Source organism: Caballeronia sp. LjRoot31 (assembly GCF_964253885.1).
Lineage (GTDB): Bacteria > Pseudomonadota > Gammaproteobacteria > Burkholderiales > Burkholderiaceae > Caballeronia.
In genome coordinates this window covers 2,787,218-2,811,654 of the sequence record NZ_CAXURX020000001.1, presented here as the reverse complement: position 1 = coordinate 2,811,654, position 24,437 = coordinate 2,787,218, and the positions used below count along the sequence as shown (strand labels likewise).

The following is a 24,437-nucleotide window of genomic DNA, read 5'->3' as shown; positions in this document are numbered from 1 at the left end:
GGGCGGATGAAATAACCATGAACGCACTACAGAATTTCTTCAAAACGTTTTTCCTGACCGAGTTGCTGAAGGGCCTGGCGCTGACAGGCGGTTACCTGTTCCAGCGCAAGGTCACTGTTCAGTTCCCGGAAGAGAAGACCCCGATCTCCCCGCGTTTCCGTGGCCTGCATGCATTGCGCCGATACGAAAATGGCGAAGAGCGCTGCATCGCGTGCAAGCTGTGCGAGGCTGTGTGCCCGGCGCTTGCCATCACGATTGAATCGGAAACACGCGCTGACAACACACGCCGTACCACGCGTTACGACATCGACCTGACCAAATGCATCTTCTGCGGTTTCTGCGAAGAAAGCTGCCCGGTTGATTCGATCGTCGAAACGCACATCCTCGAATATCACGGCGAGAAGCGCGGCGACCTGTATTTCACGAAAGACATGTTGCTCGCAGTAGGCGACCGTTATGAAACGGAGATTGCTGCTGCGAAAGCGGCTGATGCGCCTTATCGGTAAGACGCGGTAAAAACGCAATAAAGCGGAGCGGGGCAGAGCAAGCTGAACACCGCCGCGCCCCTTGCTGTTCCTGCATTTGAATTGACCTGCTGTTCCGGCCCGCGCGCCAAGCTTGTAGGTTGCGTTCTTAAAAAACGCGACACGGCGTGCTTGTGTCAAAACACAAAGCCTAACGATGAACCGGTAATCATGGAATTCACGACCGTACTGTTTTACATCTTCGCGCTGCTGCTGGTTGTCTCGGCGTTGAAGGTGATCACTTCGCGCAATCCGGTGGCGTCCGCCTTGTTCCTCGTGCTCGCGTTCTTCAACGCGGCCGCGATCTGGATGCTGCTTGAAGCCGAATTCCTCGCCATTCTGCTGGTTCTCGTCTACGTCGGCGCGGTGATGGTGCTGTTCCTGTTCGTGGTGATGATGCTGGACATCAACCTCGACGTGCTGCACGGCGACTTCAAGAAGTTCGTGCCTATAGCGAGCATTGTGGGCGCGATCATCATCATAGAAACCGCGCTGATTCTTTGGCACGGTTACGGCGCGACGGTTACGCCGGTGCGCGACGCGATGCTGGTCAACGGGCTCGGTTCCGGCGTGGGCCCGAACGCGGTGATGTCGAACACGCAGCTGATCGGCAAGGTCATCTACACCGACTATATCTTCGCGTTTGAAATCGCCGGCCTGATCCTGCTGGTGGCCATTATCGCGGCCGTCTCGCTGACCGTTCGCGAGAAGAAGGACAGCAAGCGCCAGCGCATCAGCGACCAGGTCAAGGTGCGCGCGAAAGATCGCGTGCGGATCGTCAAGATGAAGTCCGAGAAAGAAGCGCCGGACGCCACGACCAATCCGCCCGTGACCGGCAACGCCGGCGCCGGCACGGTCGACAACAAAGGCTGAGGAGAAAAATAACCATGTTGAGTCTTGCCCATTACCTTGTGCTTGGCGCGATCCTGTTCGCGATCAGCATCGTCGGCATTTTTCTGAATCGACGTAACATCATCATCATCTTGATGGCGATCGAATTGATGCTGCTGGCGGTCAACACGAACTTCGTCGCCTTCTCGCATTATCTCGGCGACATCCACGGACAGATCTTCGTGTTCTTCGTGCTGACGGTCGCGGCGGCTGAAGCCGCAATCGGCCTCGCTATCCTGGTCACATTGTTCCGCAGTCTCGACACGATCAACGTCGAAGACCTCGATCAGCTCAAAGGTTAATTTCAGGCAAGACAGATATGTCCACGACACTCAATGAAAACCTTCTGCTCACGATTGCGCTGGCGCCACTTGCCGGTTCGCTGATCGCCGGCCTGTTCGGCTGGAAGATCGGGCGCAAGGCTTCGCACCGCATCACGATCCTCGGCGTGATGATCTCGTTCGTGCTCTCCTGCTTCGTCCTGGTCGACGTGATGCAGGGCGCGAGCTTCAACGCGACCATCTACGAATGGATGACGGTCGGTCCGCTGAAGATGGAGATCGGCTTCCTGGTCGACTCGCTCACCGCGATGATGATGGTGATCGTCACCTTCGTCTCGCTGATGGTGCACATCTACACGATCGGCTACATGGCCGACGAGAAGGTGGGCTACGAGCGCTTCTTCTCGTACATCTCGCTCTTCACGTTCTCCATGCTGATGCTCGTGATGAGCAACAACTTCCTGCAGTTGTTCTTCGGCTGGGAAGCGGTGGGTCTCGTGTCGTACCTGCTGATCGGCTTCTACTTCACGCGTCCGACGGCCATCTACGCGAACATGAAGGCGTTCATCGTGAACCGCGTGGGCGACTTCGGATTCCTGCTCGGCATCGGCTTGTTGCTGGCGTTTGCGGGTTCGCTGAATTACGGCGATGTCTTCGCTCACCGTACCGCGCTGGCCGGCATGACGTTCCCGGGCACGGACTGGGGTCTGCTGACCGTTGCCTGTATCTGCCTGTTCATTGGTGCGATGGGTAAGTCGGCGCAGTTCCCGCTGCACGTGTGGCTGCCGGACTCCATGGAAGGCCCGACGCCGATCTCGGCGCTGATCCACGCGGCAACCATGGTGACGGCCGGTATTTTCATGGTCACGCGCATGTCGCCGCTGTTCGAATTGTCGGATTCGGCGTTGTCGTTCGTGACGGTGATCGGCGCGATCACCGCGCTGTTCATGGGTTTTCTTGGTGTGGTGCAGAACGACATCAAGCGCGTGGTGGCTTACTCCACGCTCTCGCAACTCGGTTACATGACGGTGGCGCTCGGCGTCTCCGCTTACCCGGTGGCGGTGTTTCACCTGGCGACGCATGCGTTCTTCAAAGCGCTGCTGTTCCTTGGCGCGGGTTCGGTGATCATCGGCATGCACCACGACCAGGACATGCGCAACATGGGCGGCCTGCGTAAGTACATGCCGATCACGTGGATCACGTCACTGATCGGTTCGCTGGCGCTGATCGGTACACCGTTCTTCTCGGGCTTCTACTCGAAGGATTCGATCATCGATGCCGTGAAGGCCTCGCACATCGCCGGCTCGGGTTTCGCGTATTTCGCGGTGGTGGCAAGCGTGTTCGTCACGGCGCTGTATTCGTTCCGCATGTACTTCCTGGTGTTCCACGGCAAGGAGCGTTTCCGCGGTCCGAAGCATCCGGAAAGCCCGATGGCGATCGAAGCTGCGGCACATGCACACGACGCGCATGATTCACACGGTCATGACGATCACGGTCATGGTCACGGCCCGCACGTTCCGCACGAAACACCATGGGTCATCACGCTTCCGCTGATCCTGCTGGCGATTCCGTCGGTGATCATCGGCGCAATCGCGATCGGCCCCATGTTGTTCGGCGACTTCTTCGCGCATGGCGTGGTGTTCGACAAGGTGATCTTCATCGGCGAAAACCATCCGGCGCTGCATGAAATGGCCGAGGAATTCCACGGCTGGTTTGCGATGGGCCTGAGTTCAGTCGAGGGCTTGCCGGTGTGGCTGGCGCTCGCTGGCGTGGTGGTGTCGTGGTTCCTGTACTGGAAGCGCACGGATTTGCCGGGCGTGATCAAGCAACGCTTCCTGCCGATCTGGACCTTGCTCGACAACAAGTACTACCTCGACAAGATCAATGAAGTCGTATTTGCAAAGGGCGCGGTCGCCATTGGCCGCGGACTCTGGAAAGAGGGCGATGTCGCGGTTATCGACGGTATCGTCAACGGTCTCGCGAAGTTCGTCGGCTGGTTTGCCGGTGTGATTCGCTTCCTTCAATCCGGTTACATCTATCACTACGCGTTCGCCATGATCATTGGCATGTTGGGGCTCTTGACCCTGTTTGTAACGCTCGGCGGCAAATAAGGCGGGGACACCTATCTATGCACTCTTTACCCATTCTTAGTCTCGCGATCTGGACGCCGATCATTGTCGGCATCCTGGTACTGGCAATAGGCAATGACAGCAATCCTGGCCCGTCGCGCTGGCTTGCGCTGATCGGCTCGATTCTTGGGCTGGTCGTCACCATTCCCCTGATTACCGGCTTCGACAACTCGTCGGCCGCGCTGCAGTTCGAAGAAAAGGCTGTCTGGATCGATCGCTTCAACATCTCGTATCACCTGGGTGTCGACGGTCTTTCCATGTGGTTCGTCGTCTTGACCGCGTTGATCACGGTGGTCACGATCATCAGCGCGTGGGAAGTCATCACGGTTCGCGTGGCGCAATACCTGGCCGCGTTCCTGATCTTGTCGGGCCTCATGATCGGCGTGTTCTCGACCGCCGACGGCATGTTGTTCTACGTCTTCTTCGAAGCAACGCTGATTCCGATGTACATCATCATCGGTGTGTGGGGCGGGCCGAACCGCGTGTATGCCGCGTTCAAGTTCTTCCTGTACACGCTGATGGGCTCGCTGCTGATGCTGATCGCGTTGCTGTATCTGTACACACAGACGCACACGTTCGACATCGCTGCGTGGCACGCGCTGAAGATCGGTTTCACGCCGCAGATATTGCTGTTCATCGCGTTCTTCCTGGCCTTCGCCGTGAAGGTGCCGATGTGGCCGGTTCACACGTGGTTGCCTGACGCCCACGTGGAAGCGCCGACGGGCGGCTCGGTCGTGCTGGCCGCGATCATGCTGAAGCTCGGTGCGTACGGTTTCATCCGCTTCTCGCTGCCTATCGCGCCCGATGCCAGTCATTTCCTGGCGCCGGTGGTGATCACGTTGTCCTTGATCGCGGTGATCTACATCGGCTTCGTGGCGCTGGTGCAGGAAGACATGAAGAAGCTGGTGGCGTATTCGTCGATTGCGCACATGGGCTTCGTCACGCTGGGTTTCTTCATCTTCAGCACGCTCGGCATGGAAGGCGCGATCATCCAGATGATCTCGCACGGCTTTGTCTCGGGTGCGATGTTCCTGTGTATCGGCGTGCTGTACGACCGTATGCATTCGCGCCAGATTGCGGACTACGGCGGTGTGGTCAACGTCATGCCGAAGTTCGCCGCGTTCGCCATGCTGTTCGCGATGGCCAACTGCGGCTTGCCGGGTACCTCAGGTTTCGTTGGTGAATTCATGGTGATTCTGGCTGCCGTGAAGTTCAACTTCTGGATCGGTTTCCTGGCTGCCTTCACGCTGATTCTCGGCGCGGCTTACACGCTGTGGATGTACAAGCGTGTGCAGTTCGGCGCGATAGCGAACGAGCACGTGGCGAAGCTGAAGGACATCAACAAGCGCGAATTCTTCATGCTCGCCGTGCTTGCCGTATTCACGCTGTACATGGGCCTGTATCCGAAGCCGTTCACCGACGTGATGCACGCATCCGTAGAAAATCTCCTCTCCCACGTCGCGCAGTCCAAACTGCCGCTGGCCCAGTAACGCGTGCGGAGGAAATAATAGATCATGCAAAACGCCCCCATGAGTGCCCTGTTACCCGATGGACTGTTGATGTTGATGGTCGTCGTGGCCTGGTTGAACGACACCATCTTCGGCGTGAAGAGCCGTCACACGACCTACCTGATTTCAGTTGTGTCGGCCATTGTGGTCGGTGTGTGGTTCGCCTTCCAGGCGCTCGATCCCACGCCGCATTACTACTTCACGCGCATGTACGTGGTCGATCCGTTTGCGAGCGCGATGAAAGCGGTCGTGACGCTCGGCTTCGCGGTATCGATCATCTATTCACGCAAGTATCTTGAAGATCGCGACCTGTTCCGCGGCGACTTCTTCCTGCTTGGCTTGTTCTCGCTGCTCGGCCAGTGCGTGATGATTTCCGGCAACAACTTCCTGACGCTGTATCTCGGCCTGGAACTGATGTCGTTGTCGTTGTACGCAGTGATCGCGTTGCGCAAGGACTCGCCGCAAGCCAACGAATCCGCGATGAAGTACTACGTACTTGGCGCGCTCGCTTCGGGTTTCCTGCTCTACGGCATCTCGATGCTGTACGGCGCGACCGGCTCGCTCGAACTGAACGAAGTCGCGAAGGCGATCGCAACTGGCCGCATCAACGACGCAGTCCTGTTGTTCGGCGTGATCTTCGTGGTGGCAGGCGTGGCGTTCAAGATGGGCGCGGTGCCGTTCCATATGTGGGTGCCTGACGTGTACCAAGGCGCACCGACCGCAATGACGCTGCTCACCGGCGGCGGCCCGAAGGCCGCGGCGTTTGCGTGGGGTCTGCGTTTCCTCGTGATGGCGCTGCTGCCACTGGCGGTGGACTGGCAAGAGATGCTGGTGATCCTGGCCGCGTTGTCGCTGATCGTGGGTAACGTGACGGGTATCGTGCAGAAGAACATCAAGCGGATGCTGGCGTACTCGGCTATCTCGAACATGGGCTTCGTGCTGCTCGGCATGCTGGCAGGCGTGGTCGACGGCAAGGCTGACGGCGCCGCGAACGCATACAGCTCGGCCATGTTCTACAGCATCATCTATTTGCTGACCACGCTCGGCACCTTCGGTATCGTCATGTTGTTGGCACGCAAGGACTTCGAAGCCGAAACGCTCGACGACTTCAAGGGCCTGAACCAGCGTAGCCCGGTGTTCGCATTCGTGATGATGATCATGATGTTCTCGCTCGCCGGCATTCCGCCGATGGTCGGCTTCTACGCGAAGCTCGCCGTGCTCGAGGCCACCATGAACGCCGGCCTGACGTGGCTCGCGGTGCTGGCTGTGATGTCGTCGCTCGTGGGTGCGTTCTACTACCTGCGTATCGTCAAGTTGATGTACTTCGATGCACCGACCGATACATCGCCGATCATCGCGGACAACCTGAAGCGCGCGCTGCTCGCGTTCAATGGCCTGGCTGTGCTGGTGCTTGGCATTGTCCCCGGACCGCTGATGAACGCCTGCCTGGCCGCGATCACGCATACCTTGCCGTTCCAGTTGTAATGTCGGCAGCGGGCTGGTTTATCGTGTTGTTGGCGCTGGTCGGCGCTAACCTCCCGTTCGCGAATCAGCGCCTTTTTTCTGTCGTCTCGCTCAAGACGACGAAGAAAAACGGCTGGATTCGCATCGCGGAATTGATCGTGCTTTATTTTGTCGTGGGCGCGCTCGGCTTTATGCTTGAAGCGCGTGCGGGCAACCGGTTCGAGCAGGGCTGGCAGTTTTACGCCGTGACCTTCAGCCTGTTCCTGGTGCTCGCGTTCCCCGGCTTCACGTTCCAGTATCTCGTCAAGCGCCGCTGACGGCGACGGCCGTCGTGGCTTGATCCTCGTGTTTAACTCTAAAGTTGAGCGCGTCTCTTTCAAGGTGCACGATGGCTGACCAATCTCTCGATTTCCCCGACTCCGACGATGGCTTGCTCGAGAAGACGGTCGAGAGCACGTTGCTGCATAAGGGCAAGTTCCTCACGCTCAAGATCGATACGGTCGAACTGCCCGACGGCAAGCACGCCACGCGCGAGTTCGTCGAACATCCGGGCGCCGTGATGATCCTGCCGCTGTTCGATGACGGCCGCGTGCTGCTTGAACGACAGTATCGATATCCGATCGCCAAGGTCCTGCTCGAATATCCCGCCGGCAAGATCGACCCGAACGAAAGCGAACTGGCGTGTGCAAAACGCGAGCTTCTTGAAGAAACCGGATATACAGCACGCGAGTGGTTTCTGCTGACGCGGATTCATCCGGTCATTTCCTACTCCACTGAATTCATCGACCTTTATTTGGCCCGTGGCTTGACCGCAGGCGAAAGCAAGCTCGACGAGGGTGAGTTCCTGGAGACGTTTATCGCGGACCGGTCGCAGATTTTCGAGTGGATCAAAAGTGGTCATATCAGCGACGTCAAGACGATCATCGGCAGCTTCTGGCTGGAAAAGGTGATGTCGGGTGAGTGGGCGTTGGGCGATCCGGTCAGCGACTGAGCTGCGACTGAAATGCCCGACGCACCCCAAAAAAGCGGCCGTGAAGGCCGCTTTTTATTTGTCTGCTCAATCAGGACTGCGCGTCGTTCGGCACGCGTTCCGGCGCCGGGCTAAAATCGAACGTGTGTTCCACCCATCTATCAAATGGTCGCGATGTGATTTTTTGCGAACGGTCGTTCACAAAACGCGTTTTTGCGATTAAACTTTCTAACAAGCCCCGATCAGCATGAAGGTTCTCGACTTGAAGTGCTCGCACGACCATCGTTTCGAAGGCTGGTTTGCTTCGACCGATGAGTTCGAATCCCAGTTGTCGCGCAAGCTCGTGGCTTGCCCGGTGTGCTCGACAACGGAGGTGAGCCGCATGCCGTCGGCGCCGCGCCTGAATTTGTCGGCGAGCCGCTCTTCGAGCAGTTCCGATCAGGGAGAAAAAGAAGCCGCCGGATCGAACGGGTCGAATGGGTCGAACGTCATGCAAGCGGCCAGGCCGCCGCAAGACGCCGACCAGGCGCTTCAGGCGCGTGCGCTGCAGTTCATGCGGGAAATTCTCGCGAAGACGGAGAACGTGGGCGACCGTTTTGCTGAAGAGGCGCGGCGCATGCATTACGACGAAGCGCCGGCGCGCAATATTCGCGGCGTCGCAACGCCTGAAGATGCGCACGCATTGATGGAAGAAGGCATCGACGTGATGCCGTTGCCCGTGCCGGCCGCACTGAAAGAGCCGCTGCAATAAGCTGAACAGGTTCAGCTAAGGCGCGTCTCCTCATGGCCGACCCGGGTCATGACAGGAGACACAGCGCATGGACCTGAATTATTCCCCCGCCGACGACGCATTTCGCGCCGACATCCGCGCCTGGCTCGACGCCAACCTCCCGCAATCGCTGCGGGCCAAGGTACTCGATCACAAACGTCTGAATCGCGACGACTACGCGAGCTGGCACAAGCTGCTCGGCACGCGTGGCTGGTCGGTTGTCGCGTGGCCGAAGGAATATGGCGGCCCGGGTTGGGACGCAACGCAGCGTCATATTTGGGACGAAGAATGCGCACGCATTGGTGCGCCCGGCGTGTTGCCGTTCGGGGTATCGATGGTCGCGCCCGTCCTGATGAAATACGGCAGCGACGCGCAAAAAGCCCACTATCTCCCGCGTATTCTCGATGGCACCGACTGGTGGTGCCAAGGTTATTCGGAACCCGGATCGGGTTCTGATCTGGCGTCGCTGAGAACGCGCGCTGAACGCCAGGGCGATCACTACGTGGTCAACGGCCAGAAAACCTGGACCACGCTCGGCCAGTTCGCCGACATGATGTTCTGCCTCGTGCGCACCGACACCGGCGCGAAGAAACAGGAAGGCATCTCGTTCCTTCTCATCGATATGAAGACGCCGGGCATCACCGTGCGCCCAATCATCACGCTCGACGAAGATCACGAGGTCAACGAAGTGTTCCTCGAAGACGTGAAGGTGCCGCTAGAGAATCTGGTCGGTGAAGAAAATCGCGGCTGGACCTATGCGAAATATTTGCTCGGGCATGAACGCACGGGCATTGCGCGCGTGGGGCAATCGAAGCGAGAACTGGTGTTCCTGAAACGGCTCGCAGCCAATCAAAAGAAGGGCGGCCTTTCGTTACTCAGCGACCCGGTGTTTTCATCAAAAATTGCCGCGCTGGAGATCGAGATGATGGCGCTCGAGGTCACCGTGCAACGCGTCGTGGCGAGCGAAGCGAACGGGCGCGGGCCAGGACCGGAGGCATCGATGCTCAAGATCAAGGGCACCGAAGTCCAGCAGGCGCTGACCGAACTCATGGTCGAAGCCATCGGCCCGCAGGCTGCCGCGTTCGATCCCGCGTATCTGGAAGGCGAACGTGAACACAGCCTGGCCGGCGACGACGATGCCGCGCCGCTTGCCGCGTATTACTTCAACTTCCGCAAGACGTCGATCTACGGCGGCTCGAACGAAATTCAAAAAAACATCATCGCGCAGATGATTCTGGGCTTGTGAGGAGCTGCACATGGACTTCAATTTCACCGATGAGCAGCAACAGTTCAGGGACGCATTGCGCCGGTATCTCGACAACGAGTACACGTTCGATGCACGGCAGAAGATCGTGGCGTCCAAGGAGGGTGTCGATGCAAAACATTGGGCGGCATTTACCGAACTAGGCTTGACGGCCTTGCCGGCGCCTGAAGCGCAAGGCGGTTTCGATGGCGGTCCGGCCGATATGCTGGTCGTAATGCAGGAACTCGGACGCGCACTTGTCGTGGAGCCGTATTGGGCGACGGCAGTGGGTATCGAAGCGCTGCGACTGGTGGGCGATGACCACGCGAACGCATTGCTGGAACGCGCGGCCAGCGGCGAGATCAAGCTCGCGGTGGCGTTTCACGAACCGCATGCCCGCTACGACCTGTTTTCGATCGATACCACCGCGCAAGAGAAAGGCGATGGTTTCGTGCTGAGTGGCCAGAAGTCGTTGGTCCTTCACGGCGCACAGGCGGACTACTGGATTGTGCCGGCGCGGCTGGCTGGCGAAATCGCGTTGTTTGCAGTTGCGCGTGACGCGGCGAATGTGGAAGTCACCGAGTATCGGACGATCGACGGGCAGCGTGCCGCGACGATCACATTCACGGGCACGCCTGCCGATCGTCTCGGCAAGGCCAGCACGGGCGCAGCCACGCTTGAGCGCATTGCCGATTACGCGACGTTCCTGCTCTGTGCCGAAGCCGTCGGCGTGCTCGATGCGCTGAATCACGCCACGGTCGAGTACACGAAGGAGCGTAAGCAATTTGGCACGCCCATCGCGCGTTTCCAGGCGTTGCAGCATCGCATGGTCGAGATGCTGATTCACGCGGAGCAGGCGCGTTCGATCACGTATCTTGCTGCCGCGCGATATACCAGCGATGACGCCAATGAACGCCGCCGCGCAATTTCCGCAGCCAAGGCGCGGGTCGGTCAGGCAGCGCGCTTTGTCGGTCAGCAGGCGGTGCAACTGCATGGCGGGATGGGCGTGACGAACGAAGTGGCGGCGGCGCATTGGTTCAAGCGCTTGTCGATCATCGAGACAACGTTAGGCGATGTCGATCATCATCTGGCACGGTTTGCGTCGTTGCCTGGATTCGCCGACACTGACGTTTAAATAATCGATGCATTGAAAAAGGAGAGCGGGCATGACGTTCAGCTATGAGGATTTCGAGGTTGGAGCGGTGGCGCAATTGAGCGGCCATACGTTTCTGAAAGAAGAGATTATCGAATTTGCCGGGCGTTATGATCCGCAGCCTTTCCATTTGAGCGAGGCGGGTGGCGAAGCATCGCCGTTTGGCGGATTGGTCGCGAGCGGCTGGAATACATGTTCGGCAATGATGGGCATTCTGGTGCGTGACATGCTCGCCGATTCCACATCGATGGGTTCGCCCGGGCTCGATAATATCCGCTGGCTCAAGCCGGTTCGCGTGAACGACACCGTGAGGTTGACCGTGCGAGTGTTGAGCAAGCGCGTATCGGCCAGCAAGCCGGATCGTGGAATTGTCGGCACGCGTTGGGAGGCTTATAACCAGCATGACGAGTTGGTATTGACCGTGGATTCAGCGGCCATCTTCGGGCTTCGTCATCCGGGAAACTCGCAATGAAGTTGTCGAGCGCAGCCGAGGTTAAAGCCGCGGAGGGCCGGGACGAGTATGTGAGCGAGTGGCTGGAAATTGATCAATCACGCGTGAACCGATTCGCCGATGCCACCGACGATCATCAGTGGATCCACGTCGACGTAGAGAGAGCGAAAAAAGAATCGCCATTTGGTGGACCGATCGCGCATGGATTTTTAACCTTGGCATTGGTCCCGATGTGGCTGGATCAGTGCGTGCCGCTGCAGCAGAAAATGGGCGTGAACTACGGCATGAACAAGGTGCGGTTCATGTCGCCGGTGCGGGTCGGGACGAAGCTCCGGGCGAGGTTCGTAGCGGAAACGGTGACTGACGTGGAAGAGGGTGGGGTGCAGGTGATCTGGCGCGTGACCGTGCAGAAAGAAGGCGGTGAGAAGCCGGTATGCGCCGCTGAGTTCATCACCCGGCATTACTTCTGAAAGTTGGTGCTTTGGGGGCGTTATGCCGTACTCAGGCAGGTTCCTATAAAAAGGAACCTGCTACGCCGGCCGCTTAACGCCTCGCGTACTGCTGCGCGCCAAACAGCACTTCGCGTTGTTTATCGCCGGTCAAATCCTTGCGAGCAGAAGCAAGCACCTCGACGCCGCGGATAACTGCAGGCCGCGCAGCAATCTCGTCAAACCAACGCTTCACGTTCGGAAATTCGTCCAGCTCGATACCCTGGTTTTTCCAGGATCGCGTCCACGGAAATGTCGCAATATCAGCGATTGAATAGTCATTTCCGGCGAGATACCGCGTTACGCCCAATTGCTTGTCCATCACGCCATATAAGCGCTTTGCTTCGTTCGAATATCGATTGACCGCGTACTCGATTTTCTCGGGCGCGTAGATCCGGAAATGATGCGCCTGGCCAAGCATGGGTCCAATGCCGCCCATCTGGAACATCAACCACTGCATGGTCGTGTATCGGCCCACTGGATCGAGAGGCAAGAACTTCCCCGTTTTCTCAGCGAGATAAAACAGGATCGCACCGGATTCAAAAAGCGCGAGCGGCTTGCCTTCGGGGCCATCGCTATCGACAATCGCGGGGATCTTGTTGTTCGGGCTGATCGCCAGGAAATCAGGCGTGAATTGATCGCCCGCGCCGATATCGATGGGAATCGCTTTGTACTCGAGTCCGAGTTCTTCGAGCATGATATGAATCTTGTGGCCGTTCGGCGTGGCCCAACTATAGACGTCGATCATTTTCGTTCCTGGTGCTCAACACGGGGAAAGCGGCGACTCCGCCCAATCAGGAATCGTCGCCCAAAAACGCTGCCGAAAATTAGACCATAGTTCGCGGAAAGACGCTGAACACTGCTTCACGCGTACCGTGAAAGCTCCAGTTTGGCGATCGCGTTCCGATGTACTTCATCCGGCCCATCTGCAAGTCGCAATGTCCGTGCATGCGCATAGGCGTAAGCCAGCGGGAAATCGTCGGACACACCGGCGCCGCCGTGCGCCTGAATGGCCCAATCGATGATCTGGCACGCGATGTTCGGCGCAACCACCTTGATCATCGCGATCTCGCCGCGTGCGCCCTTGTTGCCTACCGTGTCCATCATGTAAGCCGCTTTCAGAGTGAGCAGACGCGCCTGTTCGATCATGATGCGCGCCTCGGCAATACGCTCCTGCGTCACGCCGTGCGCGGCGATCGGCTTGCCGAAAGCCACCCGTTGCAGCGTGCGTTTCGACATCAGTTCGAGCGCGCGTTCAGCCAGCCCGATCAGGCGCATGCAGTGATGAATGCGGCCCGGTCCCAGGCGTCCCTGCGCGATTTCAAAGCCGCGTCCTTCGCCAAGCAGCATATTCGATACCGGCACGCGTACATCCTCGAGCGTGATATCCATGTGGCCGTGCGGCGCGTCGTCGTAGCCGAACACCGAGAGCGGCCGATGCACTGTGATGCCGGTCGCATCGGCGGGAACGAGGATCATCGATTGTTGCTGATGTTTCGGCGCATCGGGATCGGTCTTGCCCATCACGATATACACCTTGCAGCGCGGATCGCCCGCACCCGACGACCACCACTTGTGGCCGTTGATCACGTAGCTGTCGCCGTCGCGCAGGATGCTGCACTGAATATTCGTCGCATCCGACGAAGCCACGTCCGGCTCAGTCATCAGGAACGCGGAACGGATCTCGCCCTGCAGCAACGGTTCGAGCCATTGCAGCTTTTGTTGCTCGCTGCCATATCGTTCGATGGTCTCCATGTTGCCCGTGTCCGGCGCGCCGCAATTGAAGACTTCCGGCGCCCATGGCACGCGGCCCATGATCTCGCAGAGCGGCGCGTATTCCAGATTGCTCAGTCCGGCGCCACGTTCGGACGCGGGCAGGAACAGGTTCCAGAGGCCGGCATCGCGGGCTTGTTCCTTCAGCTTTTCGATCAGATCAGTCGGAACCCACGCGTTGCCGTTGGCACGATTGGCGGCGACTTCACTGTTGAATGCGCGTTCGTTCGGGTAGATGTGTTCATCGAAGAAATGGCTTAGCTTTTGGCGCAGTTCCTGCACTTTCGGCGTGTAATCGAAATTCATATGCTATCCTCATTAATCTCTATTCACCGATCTTCTGCGCATACAACCACGCGAGTTCGGCCATGGGTTTCGCGCGCTTTCCGGCATCAACAGCTTGCGCGCTCGCCGCCGTGCCTTCGCTTACCCGCTTCATGATTCCCTGCAGGATCGCGGCGATGCGAAACATGTTGTACGCGAGGTAGAAATTCCAGTCGCCCTGAATCGCCAAGCCCGTGCGTGCAAGGTATGTCGCGACGTATTCGTCCTCGTCGGGAATGCCGAGCGCTGCCCAATCAAGGCCACCGATGCCGCGAAATTGCGTCGGATCGACGTGCCACGCCATGCAGTGGTAAGCGAAATCGGCGAGCGGATCGCCAAGCGTGGACAGTTCCCAGTCGAGCACGGCAAGCACGCGCGGTTCCGTCGGATGGAAGATCAGGTTGTCGAGCCGGAAGTCGCCATGAACGATCGATACACGTTCCGCCGGCGCGCCTTCTGCGCTGCGTGGAATATGCCTCGGCAGCCATTCGATCAACCTGGTCATTGCGTCGATAGGCTCGGTCTCCGACGCAACGTATTGCTTGCTCCAGCGACCGATCTGACGCTCGAAATAATTGCCGGGCTTGCCGTAAGTCTCAAGCCCGACTTGAGCGATATCGACCGAATGGAGCGCCGCGATTACACGATTCATCTCGTTGTAGACCGCGCCGCGTTCGGACGGCGTCATGCCCGGCAGCGCCTGGTCCCACAACACCCGGCCTTCGATGAACTCCATCACATAGAACGCTCGCCCGATCACGCTTTCGTCCTCGCATAGCGCGAACATTTTGGCCACCGGAACGTCGGTGCCGGCGAGCGCAGCCATTACGCGATATTCACGTTCGATCGCATGCGCCGATGGCAATAACTTCGCCGCCGGCCCGGGCTTCGATCGCATCACATAACTACGCGCGGGCGTAATGAGCTTGAAGGTGGGATTTGATTGGCCGCCGGCAAACTGCTCGACGGTGAGGGGTCCGGCAAAGCCTTCAACATGCGTTTCCAGCCACGCGGATAACGCCGGCACATCGAATTGTTGCCGTTCGTTGACCGGCCGTGTTCCCTCGAACGCAGAAAAATCCTGCGGCGCGGGGGTATCGTTTGCAGCCATCGTTGTCTCCTCCGGTCTTGCGTTTGTTGAGGCATCACGCGGCGTCGCGCCGTTCGCAGCGCTGTAATTTCGCGTGCAGGCCGCGTGCCCGCTATGACTTCATCAGCGATTTAAAACGAACGAACTGCGCGTACAGCAGTTCCATGGTCGTGTTCCGTACAGCGGCGTGAAGCGGCGAGGGCGGCGAATGGTTCAGCGCGCGGATCACCCAGTCGCCGGGTTTATCGCCGACATCGAGCGCGTTGATGCAGCCCGTAGTCTGCGAGAGATGGCCGAAAAACGTGCGGCCCCCACTGGTGATCGCGTGCGACAACAACGCGCGATTGACGCCGCCGTGAAGCACGAGCAATACCGTGTCCCACGATGCATCGTCGCGCAGGTTTTGCAGCGGCGGCAACACGCGATCCAGCAACTCGCCGATAGTCTCGCCGCCCAAAAACGACGTGGCTTCCGGCACGATGCCATCGAAAACGCTGAGAAAAGCGCGCTCAAAATCTTTGGGCGGAAGGTCTCCCAGCCGGCCGCCACGAATTTCCTGCCACTCCGGCCAGATGTCGATATCGATCTGCTGACCGGTTTCGGCCAGCACGCGCTGCGCCGTCTCGATCGTGCGCGGCAAGCCGCTGGCGATGACTTTATCGAAGCGAATTTGCTGTGCCTTGAACTCGCGTCCCGCCGCGCTTGCTTCCTCGCGGCCACGTTCGTTCAGCAGTACGCCTTCCGGGTCGATGGCGCGGCCGCTGGCATCGAAGTAAGTCACGTCGCCGTGGCGCATCAGGAAGATGCGGCGGCGTTTGGGCAGTTCGTACGAGGTCGTCATTTGTAGTGCGGTGGCCGTTTTTCGAGGAATGCGTTGATGCCTTCGAGCGCGTTGCCGTTATGCAGCGCATCGACGAAACCATCGCGTTCGTCGTCCAGATGTTGCGCCAACGACTGCGTTTCGGCCGCTGCGATCAGCGTCTTGATTCGCGCGAGCGCTTTCGGCGCCATGCGGCCCAGTTCGTCCGCCCACGCGATGGCGGTATCGAGCGCTGCGCCCGGTTTCGTCACGCGGTTCACGACACCCACGTCATGCAGCCGCGTCGCGCCGATCGGTTTTGCTTCAAGCAGGATTTCGGTGGCGAGCGCACGCGGCAAAGCGCGCGTGAGGAACCACGAGCCGCCGCCGTCAGGCGTGAGGCCCACGCGGGAATATGACATCACGAACTTGGCGTCGTCAGCCGCGACCAGCAGATCGCACGCGAGCGCCAGCGAGAAACCCGCCCCCGCTGCCGCGCCTTCTACAGCCGCGATTACCGGTTTCGTCGATGACCGCAATGCGACGATCCACTCGCCGAGCATGTCGATACTCGCGGCTTGCACCGAGGGATCCTTCGCGCGGTTTTCAAGCAAGCGGTTCAGGTTGCCGCCGGCGCAAAAGAAGTTATCGGCGCCGGTCAGCACGATTGCGCGCACGGACGTATCCCGTTCAGCCGTGTTCATCGCTTCGATGCCGGCCGTGTACATGTCCGGATGCAGCGCATTGCGTGCGCCCGGGTTGGACAGCTTGAGAACGAGCGTGGTGTCGCTTTCGGCGGGGCGGATGGAGAGCAGTTCGGCGCTCATGCTGCGGCCTCATCGAAGGTAAGCGACAAGCCGAGCTGCGCACGTCGCGTGAGCCACGGCGACGGGCGATAACGCGGATCGCCGAGCACAGCCTGCATGTTGCGCAGGATCGTGAGAATCGTGCTCGCGCCGAGCGCATCGCCAAGCGCAAGCGGACCGCGCGGATAACCTAAGCCAAGCGTGACGGCGAGATCAATATCGGCGGGACTTGCAATGCGTTGCTGCGCGATATCGCAACCAATGTTGACGATGGTCGCCACCACGCGCTGCGCGACAAACCCGGTCGAATCGCGGATCACCGTGACGGGGACGCCATCGAAAGCGAAGAGCGCGTGCGCGGCGTCGCGAAACTCGGCGGTCGTGGCAGGCGTGGTCATGATGGTGCGGCGGGCGGCATCGGCGAGCGGGAACAAAGTGTCGATAGCGACCGTGCGCGTTGCGTCCAGTTTCTCCGCGACAGCCGCAGTCGTGGCATCGTGGCCGAGTGGCGTGACAACGATCAGCGAATCGGGCGCCGGGGTGCCGCCGGTATCGATGGTGACAGCCGTTTCCATTTTCGCGATCAGCCGGAACACTTCTTCGCGCGCATGGGCAGATGCCCGGCTCACCCACACGCGACGCGGCAGTGCGGTAGGAGCGGGCGTTTCCTCGGGAATTTGCTGCTTGCCGTCCACGTACTTATAAAAACCTTCACCCACCTTGCGTCCGATCAACCCGCCGGCGAGCCGCGTACCGGTAATAGGCGACGGCGTGAAGCGCGGTTCCTCATAGAACTGGTGATAGATCGACTCCATCACCGGATGCGACACGTCGAGCGCCGTCAGGTCCAGCAACTCGAACGGCCCGAGCCGGAAGCCGGCTTGTTCGCGCATGATCCGGTCGATATCGACGAAACTCGCGACGCCTTCGCTCGCAATCCGTAGCCCCTCGGTATTCATGCCGCGCCCGGCGTGATTCACGATAAAACCAGGCATGTCCTTCGCGCGCACGGCTGTGTGGCCCATCTGGCGGCCGAGCGCCATCAGCGCGTCGCCGGCAGCGGGGTCGCCACGCAAGCCGTCGATCACTTCGACCACTTTCATCAGCGGAACGGGGTTGAAGAAGTGCAGGCCGACCACGCGCTCCGGCTTGGCACAGCCCGCGGCAATGGCCGTGATGGACAGCGACGACGTGTTCGACGCCAGGATGCAATCCTCACGGACCACACCCTCAAGCTCGCGGAACAATTCCCGCTTGACGTCCAGTTCTTCCACGATTGCTTCAACCACCACATCGCAATCGGCCAGCTCGCCAATCGCACCGGCCGCATGAATGCGCGCCAACGCGGCATGCGCATCGGCTTCGTTCAGCTTGCCTTTTGCGGCGAGTTTGTTCAGGGTATCGGCGAGATACTCGTGTGCCGCCGTGATGGCTTGCTGGTTGGTGTCGTACAGACGCACGTTCAGGCCGCCCAGCGCTGCGATCTGCGCGATGCCGCGTCCCATCGCGCCGCTGCCGACAATACCCACGGTCCGAATCTCTGTGTCGCGAAAACTCATGGCGTGTCTCACTCCTTATTTGCTAGATTAGCACGGTCGTACTGTTTATAAGGTGGCCCCGAAGGCCGCCGATTGCCCGTATTGCTTAAAAACGAAAGATGTCCAGGAGACTCAAGATGCTCAAGCTGTATGGTTTTCCGCTGTCCAACTACGTGAACAAGGTGAAGTTCGTGCTGCTCGAACACGGCATTCCGTTCGAGGAGGTGCGTGCGAATTTCGGCCAGGACGAAGCAACGCTTGCGCTCTCACCGCTCGGCAAGGTTCCGTATGTGGAGACCGAGGCCGGAGCGTTGTGCGAGTCGCAGGTCATTGTTGAATATCTGGCGAGCGCTTATCCGGAGAAACCGATTTTTTCCGCCGATCCGTTCACGGCCGCCAAGGAGCGCGAGATGATTGTATTCATCGAGACACACCTGGAACTGGTTGCCCGCGAGCTCTACAAGCAGGCATTTTTCGGTGGCACCGTGACCGATTACACCAAGGTGCGCGCGGAAAAACGGCTCAGGCATGGTATTGCCGGATTCAAGCGAATTGCGAGGTTCGAACCGTACGCGCTCGGCACGACCTTCAGTATCGCCGATGTAAGCGCATTCGTGAATTTGCCGCTGATCGGGCTGACGACGAAAGCCATCTACGGAGCGGATTTCCTGCTGGAAGCGGGGATCGACTGGAAGACGCACAACAAGTTGGTGGGCGAGCGGCCGGCCGCACAGAAAGTCACGGCGGACCGGCTCGCCTTCATGGACGCGCAGAAAAAGACGCTGCCGAAGATTGAGTCTTAAAGATTGGCGAGACGCTCAAGCGCGGTGCGCAGCGTCTCTTCCTTTTTCGCGAAGCAAAAACGCACGACGCCCGATTCGTGGCTCTCGTGATAAAACGCCGACACCGGAATGGCCGCGACGCCAATCTCGCTCGTGAGCCATTGCGAGAACTCGGCTTCTGGCAGGTCGCTGATGGCCGAATAGTCCACGCACTGGAAGTACGTGCCGTCGCAAGGCAGCAGCTTGAAGCGCGAGTTGGCGAGGCCGTCGCGGAAAAAGTCGCGTTTTTGCTGATAAAAAGCGGGCAATTCCAGGTACGGTGCGGGGTCTTTCAGGTATTCCGCAATGCCGACTTGCATCGGCGTATTCACGGTGAAGACGTTGAACTGGTGGACCTTGCGGAATTCCGCGGTCAGCGCGGCGGGCGCGGCGACATAACCCACCTTCCAGCCCGTTACGTGAAAGGTCTTGCCGAAACTCGATACCACGAAACTGCGCGCGGCCAGGTCCGGATAGCGCGACACACTTTCGTGCGGGGCGCCGTCGAAGACCATGTGTTCGTAGACTTCGTCGGAGAGAATCAGCACGTCGGTGCCGCGCAGGATCTCGTCAAGCTTCTGTAAGTCCTCTGCGCGCCAGACGCGACCCGTCGGGTTGTGCGGCGAGTTGATGATCAGCAGGCGCGTTTTCGGCGTGATCGCGGCGGCAAGCTTGTCGAAGGGCACCGCGTAATCGGGTGCTTCCAACGATACAAACACCGGTTTGCCGCCCGCCAGTTCAATGGCCGGTACGTAGCAGTCGTACATCGGCTCGATCACGACGACTTCGTCGCCCGGATGCACGCAGCACAGAATGGCGGTCAGGATGGCCTGGGTCGCGCCGGCCGTGACCGTGATCTCGCGCTCGACGTCATAGTGATGGCCATACAAGCGCTCGATCTTCTCGCCGATCGCGTGGCGCAGCGGCGCGGCGCCGGCCATCGGCGGATACTGGTTATGGCCGTCGCGCATGGCGTTCGACACGGCGTCCACAATGCGCGGATCGCAGGCGAAATCGGGAAAACCCTGGCCTAGATTGACTGCGCCTTTCTGCGTTGCGAGCGCGCTCATGACCGTGAAGATGGTCGTGCCGACGTTCGGCAGGCGCGAAGTAATGGCGGGAACAGCGGGCGAATACGGCAGTTCGTGCGAAGCGTTCATGATGTGGGCGATCGGCGGCGCTAAAGGAAAATGTGTCCTATTTTAAACATCGATCGCGTTTGTTTCTTCACAAGCTTCAATCTGCGCCTGAATGTGTACTTCAAAGCTGGCCACGAACGGTGCCGGCTGGGCGATTCGAAACCCGAAGTCACGTACCGTGCGTTTCGCGAGTTTAAGCAACGCGCGATCCTTCGATACCAGCCAGTCCGCCTTACTCGCATGCGCCAGTTCAAGAAACTTCTGGTCGTCGCGGTCGCGGCATTTCGGCAGCGGCGGCGCGTCGGCGGGCGGTGGTTCGGGGGCAACGGGTTGCGAAAGCCGCGCGACCGTTGCGAGCGCTTCGTCCTTATTCACGGCGAAGCGGACGAATTGCGGATAGTCCAGCACATACGTCAGTTCTTTGAGGCAGCGCGAATCGATCAACGCTTCCAGCGTACCGGCTTCAAGCGCGGCGCGGATTGGACGCGTGATGGGGTCATCGAACACCAGGATGTCGATCCAGACATTCGAATCCAGCACGGCACGCAGCACGGGGGATTTTTTCATTCGATACAATCAAAGGTTTCCGTCTTCATCGTTGGCAGCATGCCGGCGAGCCCCTATGATAATCGTTCTATCGCCGGCCAAATCACTCGACTACGAGACCCCGCCTCACGTTACCAAGCACACGTTGCCTGAATTCGCCGCCGATTCCGCTGAACTGATCGACGCCTTGCGCAAGCTTTCGCCACAGGAAATCGGTAGCCTCATGCATATATCCGATCCGCTCGCGCGACTCAATTTCCAGCGCTACGCGGACTGGTCAGCGACCTTCGGCACGCATAATTCGAAGCAGGCCATGCTGGCGTTCAACGGTGACGTCTACGAGGGTTTTGACGCAAAGTCGCTGCACGCAGCGGATCTCGACTACGCTCAAACTCATGTGCGTGTGCTGTCCGGGTTGTATGGGCTGCTGCGGCCGCTGGATCTGTTGCAACCGTATCGGCTGGAAATGGGCACCAGGTTCGCCAACGCTCGCGGCAAGGATTTGTATGCGTTTTGGGGCGACCGCATCACGGCGGCCCTGAACGCACAGATGAAAAAGCAGAAGGGCGCACGCGTGCTGGTGAACTGCGCCTCCAACGAGTATTTCAAGTCGGTGCAGCCGAAGCGACTCGACGCACCGGTGATATCGCCGGTCTTCCAGGACTGGAAGAATGGCCAGTACAAGATCATCAGTTTTCACGCTAAACGCGCACGCGGCCTGATGGCGCGATTTGCGGTGCAGCATCGAATTGACGAGCCGGAAGGACTGAAGGCTTTCGAGAGCGAAGGGTATGCCTTCGATAAAAAGGCATCGACCGAAACGAGTTATGTGTATCGCCGGCGGCTGGGTCTTTGAGCGCAGCGATTGCGCACTGGATTCCGCCTGATTCCGCACTATTAAGGAAGCGTCATGAGCATTTCAATCACGAGTCAATTCGATGCAGGCGCGATCGACGTTGTGTCGGCCGAGGACCCCGCAGCCATTCGCCTGCGTGTGCGTCCGGACAGCCATGCGGACTTCGCGCAGTGGTTCTACTTCCGCGTTTCGGGCGTGCGCGACGAACCGCTCACGATGACCTTCGAGAACGCCGCTGACTGCGCGTTCGCCGATGGCTGGCGCGACTATCGGGCGGTGGCGAGCTACGACCGGATCAACTGGTTCCGCGTACCTACACGCTATGACGGCCGTGTATTGACCATCGAGCACACACCCGATTTCGACGCCGTCTATTACGCCTATTTCGAGCCGTATAGCGAAGAGCGCCACGCGGGTTTCCTCGGCGCCGTTCAGCAGATGCCGCACGCAACGCTGACGGAAATTGGCCAGACGGTGCAGGGCCGGCCGATGTCGCTGGTGTCGCTTGGGTTGACCGAAGCGACCGAGCGCCCGGTGAAGCCGAAGAAGAACGTGTGGATCATCGCGCGTCAGCATCCCGGCGAGACCATGGCCGAGTGGTTCGTGGAAGGGCTGATCAAACGGCTGGCGGGCTGGGGCGACTGGGCGGGCGACCCGGTCGCGCGATTGATCTTTGATCACGCTGTGTTCCATATCGTGCCGAACATGAATCCCGATGGCAGCGCGCTCGGCAATCTGCGCACCAACGCCGCGGGTGCCAACCTGAATCGCGAATGGATGGAACCCGACGCTGCGCGCAGCCCTGAAGTGCTGGCCGTTCGTAACGCCATTCACGCGCTGGGCTGCGATCTTTTCTTCGATATCCACGGCGACGAAGCGCTGCCTTACGTGTTCGTGGCCGGTTCGGAGATGCTGCCTGGCTTCACCGAAAAACAAGCGAAGGAACAGAAGGCTTTCATCGAATGCTTCAAGCAGGCGAGCCCGGATTTTCAGGACGTGTACGGCTATGAAGCGAGCAAGTACCAGACGGATGCGTTGAAGCTGGCGTCTAAATATGTGGGCAATGAGTTCGGATGTTTGTCGCTGACGCTTGAGATGCCGTTCAAAGACAACGCGAATCTGCCGGACGAGCGGGTGGGCTGGAACGGCGAGCGTAGCGCTGCGCTGGGGGCGTCGATGCTTCAGGCTATCCTGCGACACCTGCAGGCGTTCTGAGGCTGGCAGAGGAGTGACGTGAGCGCCGGTGAATGCACGCGATAGGTGTGCGTTCCCAAGGAGCCGCATCAAAGGGCGTGATCGCTGGATGGCGATCACGCCCTTTTGCCTCGGCGTTTGAGCTTGAGATAGTGACTCAGTAGACGGTGACGCAGAGGTCTGTGATTCAGATGTCTGCGACGCAGTAGACGTTGACTCGGAGTACGGCAGCTCAGTGCTTCTTTTTGCTCGCCGATTTTTTCGTTGACTTGCCGCCTGCCGATTTCGAGCTCGTCTTGCCTTTGCCTTTGACCGCGCCATGGTGGCCTCTTGCACCGTGGCTCGAGCGGGGTTCGGCGCGCGGCCTGGCTGACGGCACGGGATCATTCCAGCCGAAAGCCAGCATCTGGCTGCCTACGTAGCCGCAGCGGAACTTCAGCGTGGAAGGGCTGGAGTCGCCGTCCTTGGTGACGCCAAGGCCCTCGACCGTCACGACGTTGTCCACCTTGATGCGTTGCTTGTGGTCATCGAATGCGTCGTTCCAAGGGGTGATGCTGCCATGAGCCGAGTCGAAGGAACTGGCCGGAAACTCCACGTGATCGAACGCCGTCGACGTACTCGCCACGAAACTTCCGTGTGCGGCGCAGTCAGCCACCAAGGGATTGGCGTTGAAGTCGGTGACGAAGTGGTTGACGAGCTCGTTGCGTTCGTCGAGCGTATCGGCGAACGCGGTGGCGCTGCATGCGGCCGACGCGAGTGTCGCCATTGATGCAATTGCCACCAGCCGGCCGACCATCCGGAGCAGTCGACGCGGTACTTGAATACTATCCATCAGGTTCTGCACTAAAGAGACAACAGGCACGTAAGATGCCCGACAGTGAGCGGGAGTTCCATCTTATATTAAATTCTTTCACGAACCGCCAACGATGTCCGGCCTCGACACAGTTCTGCCGTGGACTTTGATGCGGGATAAGGTTTGGAATTGGTGCGGCGTTCAGACGCGCGGCCCACGATCCAGCCGATAACGCCGGACGTCGAACGTAGTGATCCAGGTAGGCCGGTAGACGGTAATCAGGATGGTGAACACGCCAGTGAACAAGGCCTCGCCGGCTACGAGCAGGGAGGCAGCGAGCGTAAATCCAGCCGGGATAATAAGCTCGCCGTTGGCAAGCACGATTTCCAGAAGCAGGCCAGCCGAGCATGCTACGGCGACGGCACATGCCGATGTCAGGAAACCGTGGCCGACAATGAATACGAAGAGGCTGCGCGGGATCCACGCCTGGATGGCCTTCTGTAGCAGCGACGATACGGCAACGGGCAATGCCCCGAACAATATGAAGGTCACGGGAACGCCGGGCCATGAGGCATCCAGCACAACGGCCGCCAGACCGCTTGTCACGGCCATCCCGACCAGTGCGAGTTGCCAGTCGAACAGCGTGACCATCAGCGTGGCGCCAAGCAGATGAATGGCGGGACCGTCTTCGAACCAGGTATTGCACGCCCACAGCACCGTCACCGCGACGACAATGCCGAACCAGACGTGCTGAAGCGTCCCATCTTGCAACCGTCGAAACGGGTTCTTCCAGATCGCAAGCGCGAGCACACCCACAGTGACAATCCAGCCACCTATTGCGAGCCAAAGCGGAAGAGGTGTGTAGAAGAAACCCATAAATCTTATAT

At 59.4% G+C, this 24,437-nt stretch carries 26 protein-coding genes; 16 read left to right on the top strand and 10 right to left on the bottom strand.

Going from position 1 to position 24,437, the window contains the following annotated elements; genetic code table 11:
* The first annotated feature begins 17 nt into the window (after positions 1–17).
* From nuoI to ACSQ8V_RS12405, 13 genes are all read left to right on the top strand, one after another.
* Positions 18–506 carry an NADH-quinone oxidoreductase subunit NuoI gene (gene nuoI, locus ACSQ8V_RS12465; RefSeq protein ID WP_050381450.1) on the top strand — a complete coding sequence of 163 codons (489 nt, stop codon included), beginning with the start codon at positions 18–20 and terminating at the stop codon, positions 504–506.
* A 189-nt stretch (positions 507–695) separates the two neighbouring features.
* Positions 696–1,397: an NADH-quinone oxidoreductase subunit J gene (locus ACSQ8V_RS12460; protein WP_436205893.1), complete on the top strand. Its 702-nt coding sequence runs from the start codon at positions 696–698 to the stop codon at positions 1,395–1,397.
* A gap of 14 nt (positions 1,398–1,411) precedes the next feature.
* Complete coding sequence (gene nuoK / locus ACSQ8V_RS12455; protein WP_158933863.1) at positions 1,412–1,717, top strand: NADH-quinone oxidoreductase subunit NuoK; 306 nt, start codon at positions 1,412–1,414, stop codon at positions 1,715–1,717.
* A 17-nt stretch (positions 1,718–1,734) separates the two neighbouring features.
* The gene (nuoL, locus tag ACSQ8V_RS12450; RefSeq protein ID WP_213767370.1) at positions 1,735–3,807 is read left to right on the top strand and encodes an NADH-quinone oxidoreductase subunit L; all 2,073 of its coding nucleotides are present in this window, start codon (positions 1,735–1,737) and stop codon (positions 3,805–3,807) included.
* Between the two features lie 17 nt (positions 3,808–3,824).
* Complete coding sequence (locus ACSQ8V_RS12445) at positions 3,825–5,315, top strand: NADH-quinone oxidoreductase subunit M (protein WP_213767369.1); 1,491 nt, start codon at positions 3,825–3,827, stop codon at positions 5,313–5,315.
* Positions 5,316–5,339: 24 nt separating this feature from the next.
* On the top strand, positions 5,340–6,818 hold the full coding sequence (nuoN, locus tag ACSQ8V_RS12440; RefSeq protein ID WP_213767368.1) for an NADH-quinone oxidoreductase subunit NuoN: 1,479 nt from the start codon (positions 5,340–5,342) through the stop codon (positions 6,816–6,818).
* Positions 6,818–7,114, top strand: a complete 297-nt coding sequence (locus tag ACSQ8V_RS12435; protein WP_213767367.1) for a DUF2818 family protein — start codon at positions 6,818–6,820, stop codon at positions 7,112–7,114. Before nuoN ends, ACSQ8V_RS12435 begins: the two co-directional genes overlap by 1 nt.
* 71 nt (positions 7,115–7,185) lie before the next feature.
* Complete coding sequence (locus ACSQ8V_RS12430) at positions 7,186–7,788, top strand: NUDIX domain-containing protein (protein ID WP_213767366.1); 603 nt, start codon at positions 7,186–7,188, stop codon at positions 7,786–7,788.
* Between the two features lie 226 nt (positions 7,789–8,014).
* Positions 8,015–8,518 (top strand): DUF1178 family protein, encoded by a 504-nt coding sequence (locus ACSQ8V_RS12425; protein WP_436182121.1) that lies wholly within the window; start codon positions 8,015–8,017, stop codon positions 8,516–8,518.
* A 67-nt stretch (positions 8,519–8,585) separates the two neighbouring features.
* Positions 8,586–9,782, top strand: a complete 1,197-nt coding sequence (locus tag ACSQ8V_RS12420; RefSeq protein ID WP_436205892.1) for an acyl-CoA dehydrogenase family protein — start codon at positions 8,586–8,588, stop codon at positions 9,780–9,782.
* Between the two features lie 10 nt (positions 9,783–9,792).
* The gene (locus ACSQ8V_RS12415; protein WP_436205891.1) at positions 9,793–10,914 is read left to right on the top strand and encodes an acyl-CoA dehydrogenase family protein; all 1,122 of its coding nucleotides are present in this window, start codon (positions 9,793–9,795) and stop codon (positions 10,912–10,914) included.
* 31 nt (positions 10,915–10,945) lie between these two features.
* The gene (locus ACSQ8V_RS12410; RefSeq protein WP_213767362.1) at positions 10,946–11,404 is read left to right on the top strand and encodes a MaoC family dehydratase; all 459 of its coding nucleotides are present in this window, start codon (positions 10,946–10,948) and stop codon (positions 11,402–11,404) included.
* Positions 11,401–11,853, top strand: a complete 453-nt coding sequence (locus ACSQ8V_RS12405) for a MaoC family dehydratase (RefSeq protein WP_436205890.1) — start codon at positions 11,401–11,403, stop codon at positions 11,851–11,853. The genes ACSQ8V_RS12410 and ACSQ8V_RS12405 overlap by 4 nt, the downstream gene beginning before the upstream one ends.
* 73 nt (positions 11,854–11,926) lie before the next feature.
* Here the strand turns inward: ACSQ8V_RS12405 and ACSQ8V_RS12400 are convergent, their stop codons facing one another.
* The 6 genes from ACSQ8V_RS12400 to ACSQ8V_RS12375 all read right to left on the bottom strand — a co-directional run bounded on the left by ACSQ8V_RS12400 (position 11,927) and on the right by ACSQ8V_RS12375 (position 18,222).
* Positions 11,927–12,619, bottom strand: a complete 693-nt coding sequence (locus ACSQ8V_RS12400) for a glutathione binding-like protein (protein WP_436205889.1) — start codon at positions 12,617–12,619, stop codon at positions 11,927–11,929.
* Positions 12,620–12,735: 116 nt separating this feature from the next.
* Entirely contained in the window at positions 12,736–13,950 is a 1,215-nt protein-coding gene (locus tag ACSQ8V_RS12395) for an acyl-CoA dehydrogenase family protein (protein ID WP_436205888.1), read from the bottom strand.
* A 19-nt stretch (positions 13,951–13,969) separates the two neighbouring features.
* Positions 13,970–15,079, bottom strand: coding sequence for a phosphotransferase (locus ACSQ8V_RS12390; RefSeq protein ID WP_436205887.1), 1,110 nt, complete (start codon positions 15,077–15,079; stop codon positions 13,970–13,972).
* Positions 15,080–15,170: 91 nt separating this feature from the next.
* Positions 15,171–15,899, bottom strand: coding sequence for a histidine phosphatase family protein (locus ACSQ8V_RS12385; protein ID WP_436205886.1), 729 nt, complete (start codon positions 15,897–15,899; stop codon positions 15,171–15,173).
* The gene (locus tag ACSQ8V_RS12380; protein WP_436205885.1) at positions 15,896–16,684 is read right to left on the bottom strand and encodes an oxepin-CoA hydrolase, alternative type; all 789 of its coding nucleotides are present in this window, start codon (positions 16,682–16,684) and stop codon (positions 15,896–15,898) included. Before ACSQ8V_RS12380 ends, ACSQ8V_RS12385 begins: the two co-directional genes overlap by 4 nt.
* Positions 16,681–18,222: a 3-hydroxyacyl-CoA dehydrogenase gene (locus tag ACSQ8V_RS12375; RefSeq protein WP_436205884.1), complete on the bottom strand. Its 1,542-nt coding sequence runs from the start codon at positions 18,220–18,222 to the stop codon at positions 16,681–16,683. The genes ACSQ8V_RS12380 and ACSQ8V_RS12375 overlap by 4 nt, the downstream gene beginning before the upstream one ends.
* A gap of 116 nt (positions 18,223–18,338) precedes the next feature.
* Between ACSQ8V_RS12375 and ACSQ8V_RS12370 the strand changes: the two genes are divergently transcribed.
* The gene (locus tag ACSQ8V_RS12370; protein WP_436205883.1) at positions 18,339–19,004 is read left to right on the top strand and encodes a glutathione S-transferase family protein; all 666 of its coding nucleotides are present in this window, start codon (positions 18,339–18,341) and stop codon (positions 19,002–19,004) included.
* Here the strand turns inward: ACSQ8V_RS12370 and ACSQ8V_RS12365 are convergent.
* Together ACSQ8V_RS12365 and ACSQ8V_RS12360 are read right to left on the bottom strand one after the other, a co-directional pair.
* Positions 19,001–20,182, bottom strand: a complete 1,182-nt coding sequence (locus ACSQ8V_RS12365; protein WP_213767353.1) for a pyridoxal phosphate-dependent aminotransferase — start codon at positions 20,180–20,182, stop codon at positions 19,001–19,003. The two genes, ACSQ8V_RS12370 and ACSQ8V_RS12365, sit on opposite strands and share 4 nt — an antisense overlap.
* Before the next feature lie 42 nt (positions 20,183–20,224).
* Positions 20,225–20,728 carry a putative toxin-antitoxin system toxin component, PIN family gene (locus ACSQ8V_RS12360; RefSeq protein ID WP_436205882.1) on the bottom strand — a complete coding sequence of 168 codons (504 nt, stop codon included), beginning with the start codon at positions 20,726–20,728 and terminating at the stop codon, positions 20,225–20,227.
* 55 nt (positions 20,729–20,783) lie between these two features.
* Between ACSQ8V_RS12360 and yaaA the strand changes: the two genes are divergently transcribed.
* Positions 20,784–21,563: a peroxide stress protein YaaA gene (yaaA, locus tag ACSQ8V_RS12355; protein WP_436205881.1), complete on the top strand. Its 780-nt coding sequence runs from the start codon at positions 20,784–20,786 to the stop codon at positions 21,561–21,563.
* A gap of 54 nt (positions 21,564–21,617) precedes the next feature.
* Entirely contained in the window at positions 21,618–22,778 is a 1,161-nt protein-coding gene (locus tag ACSQ8V_RS12350) for a M14 family metallopeptidase (RefSeq protein WP_213767350.1), read from the top strand.
* Positions 22,779–22,989: 211 nt separating this feature from the next.
* On the opposite strand, the gene ACSQ8V_RS12345 is transcribed toward ACSQ8V_RS12350, so the two are convergent.
* Complete coding sequence (locus tag ACSQ8V_RS12345; protein ID WP_436205880.1) at positions 22,990–23,589, bottom strand: BspC domain-containing protein; 600 nt, start codon at positions 23,587–23,589, stop codon at positions 22,990–22,992.
* Positions 23,590–23,751: 162 nt separating this feature from the next.
* On the bottom strand, positions 23,752–24,426 hold the full coding sequence (locus ACSQ8V_RS12340; RefSeq protein ID WP_213767348.1) for a hypothetical protein: 675 nt from the start codon (positions 24,424–24,426) through the stop codon (positions 23,752–23,754).
* Between the last annotated feature and the right edge of the window lie 11 nt (positions 24,427–24,437).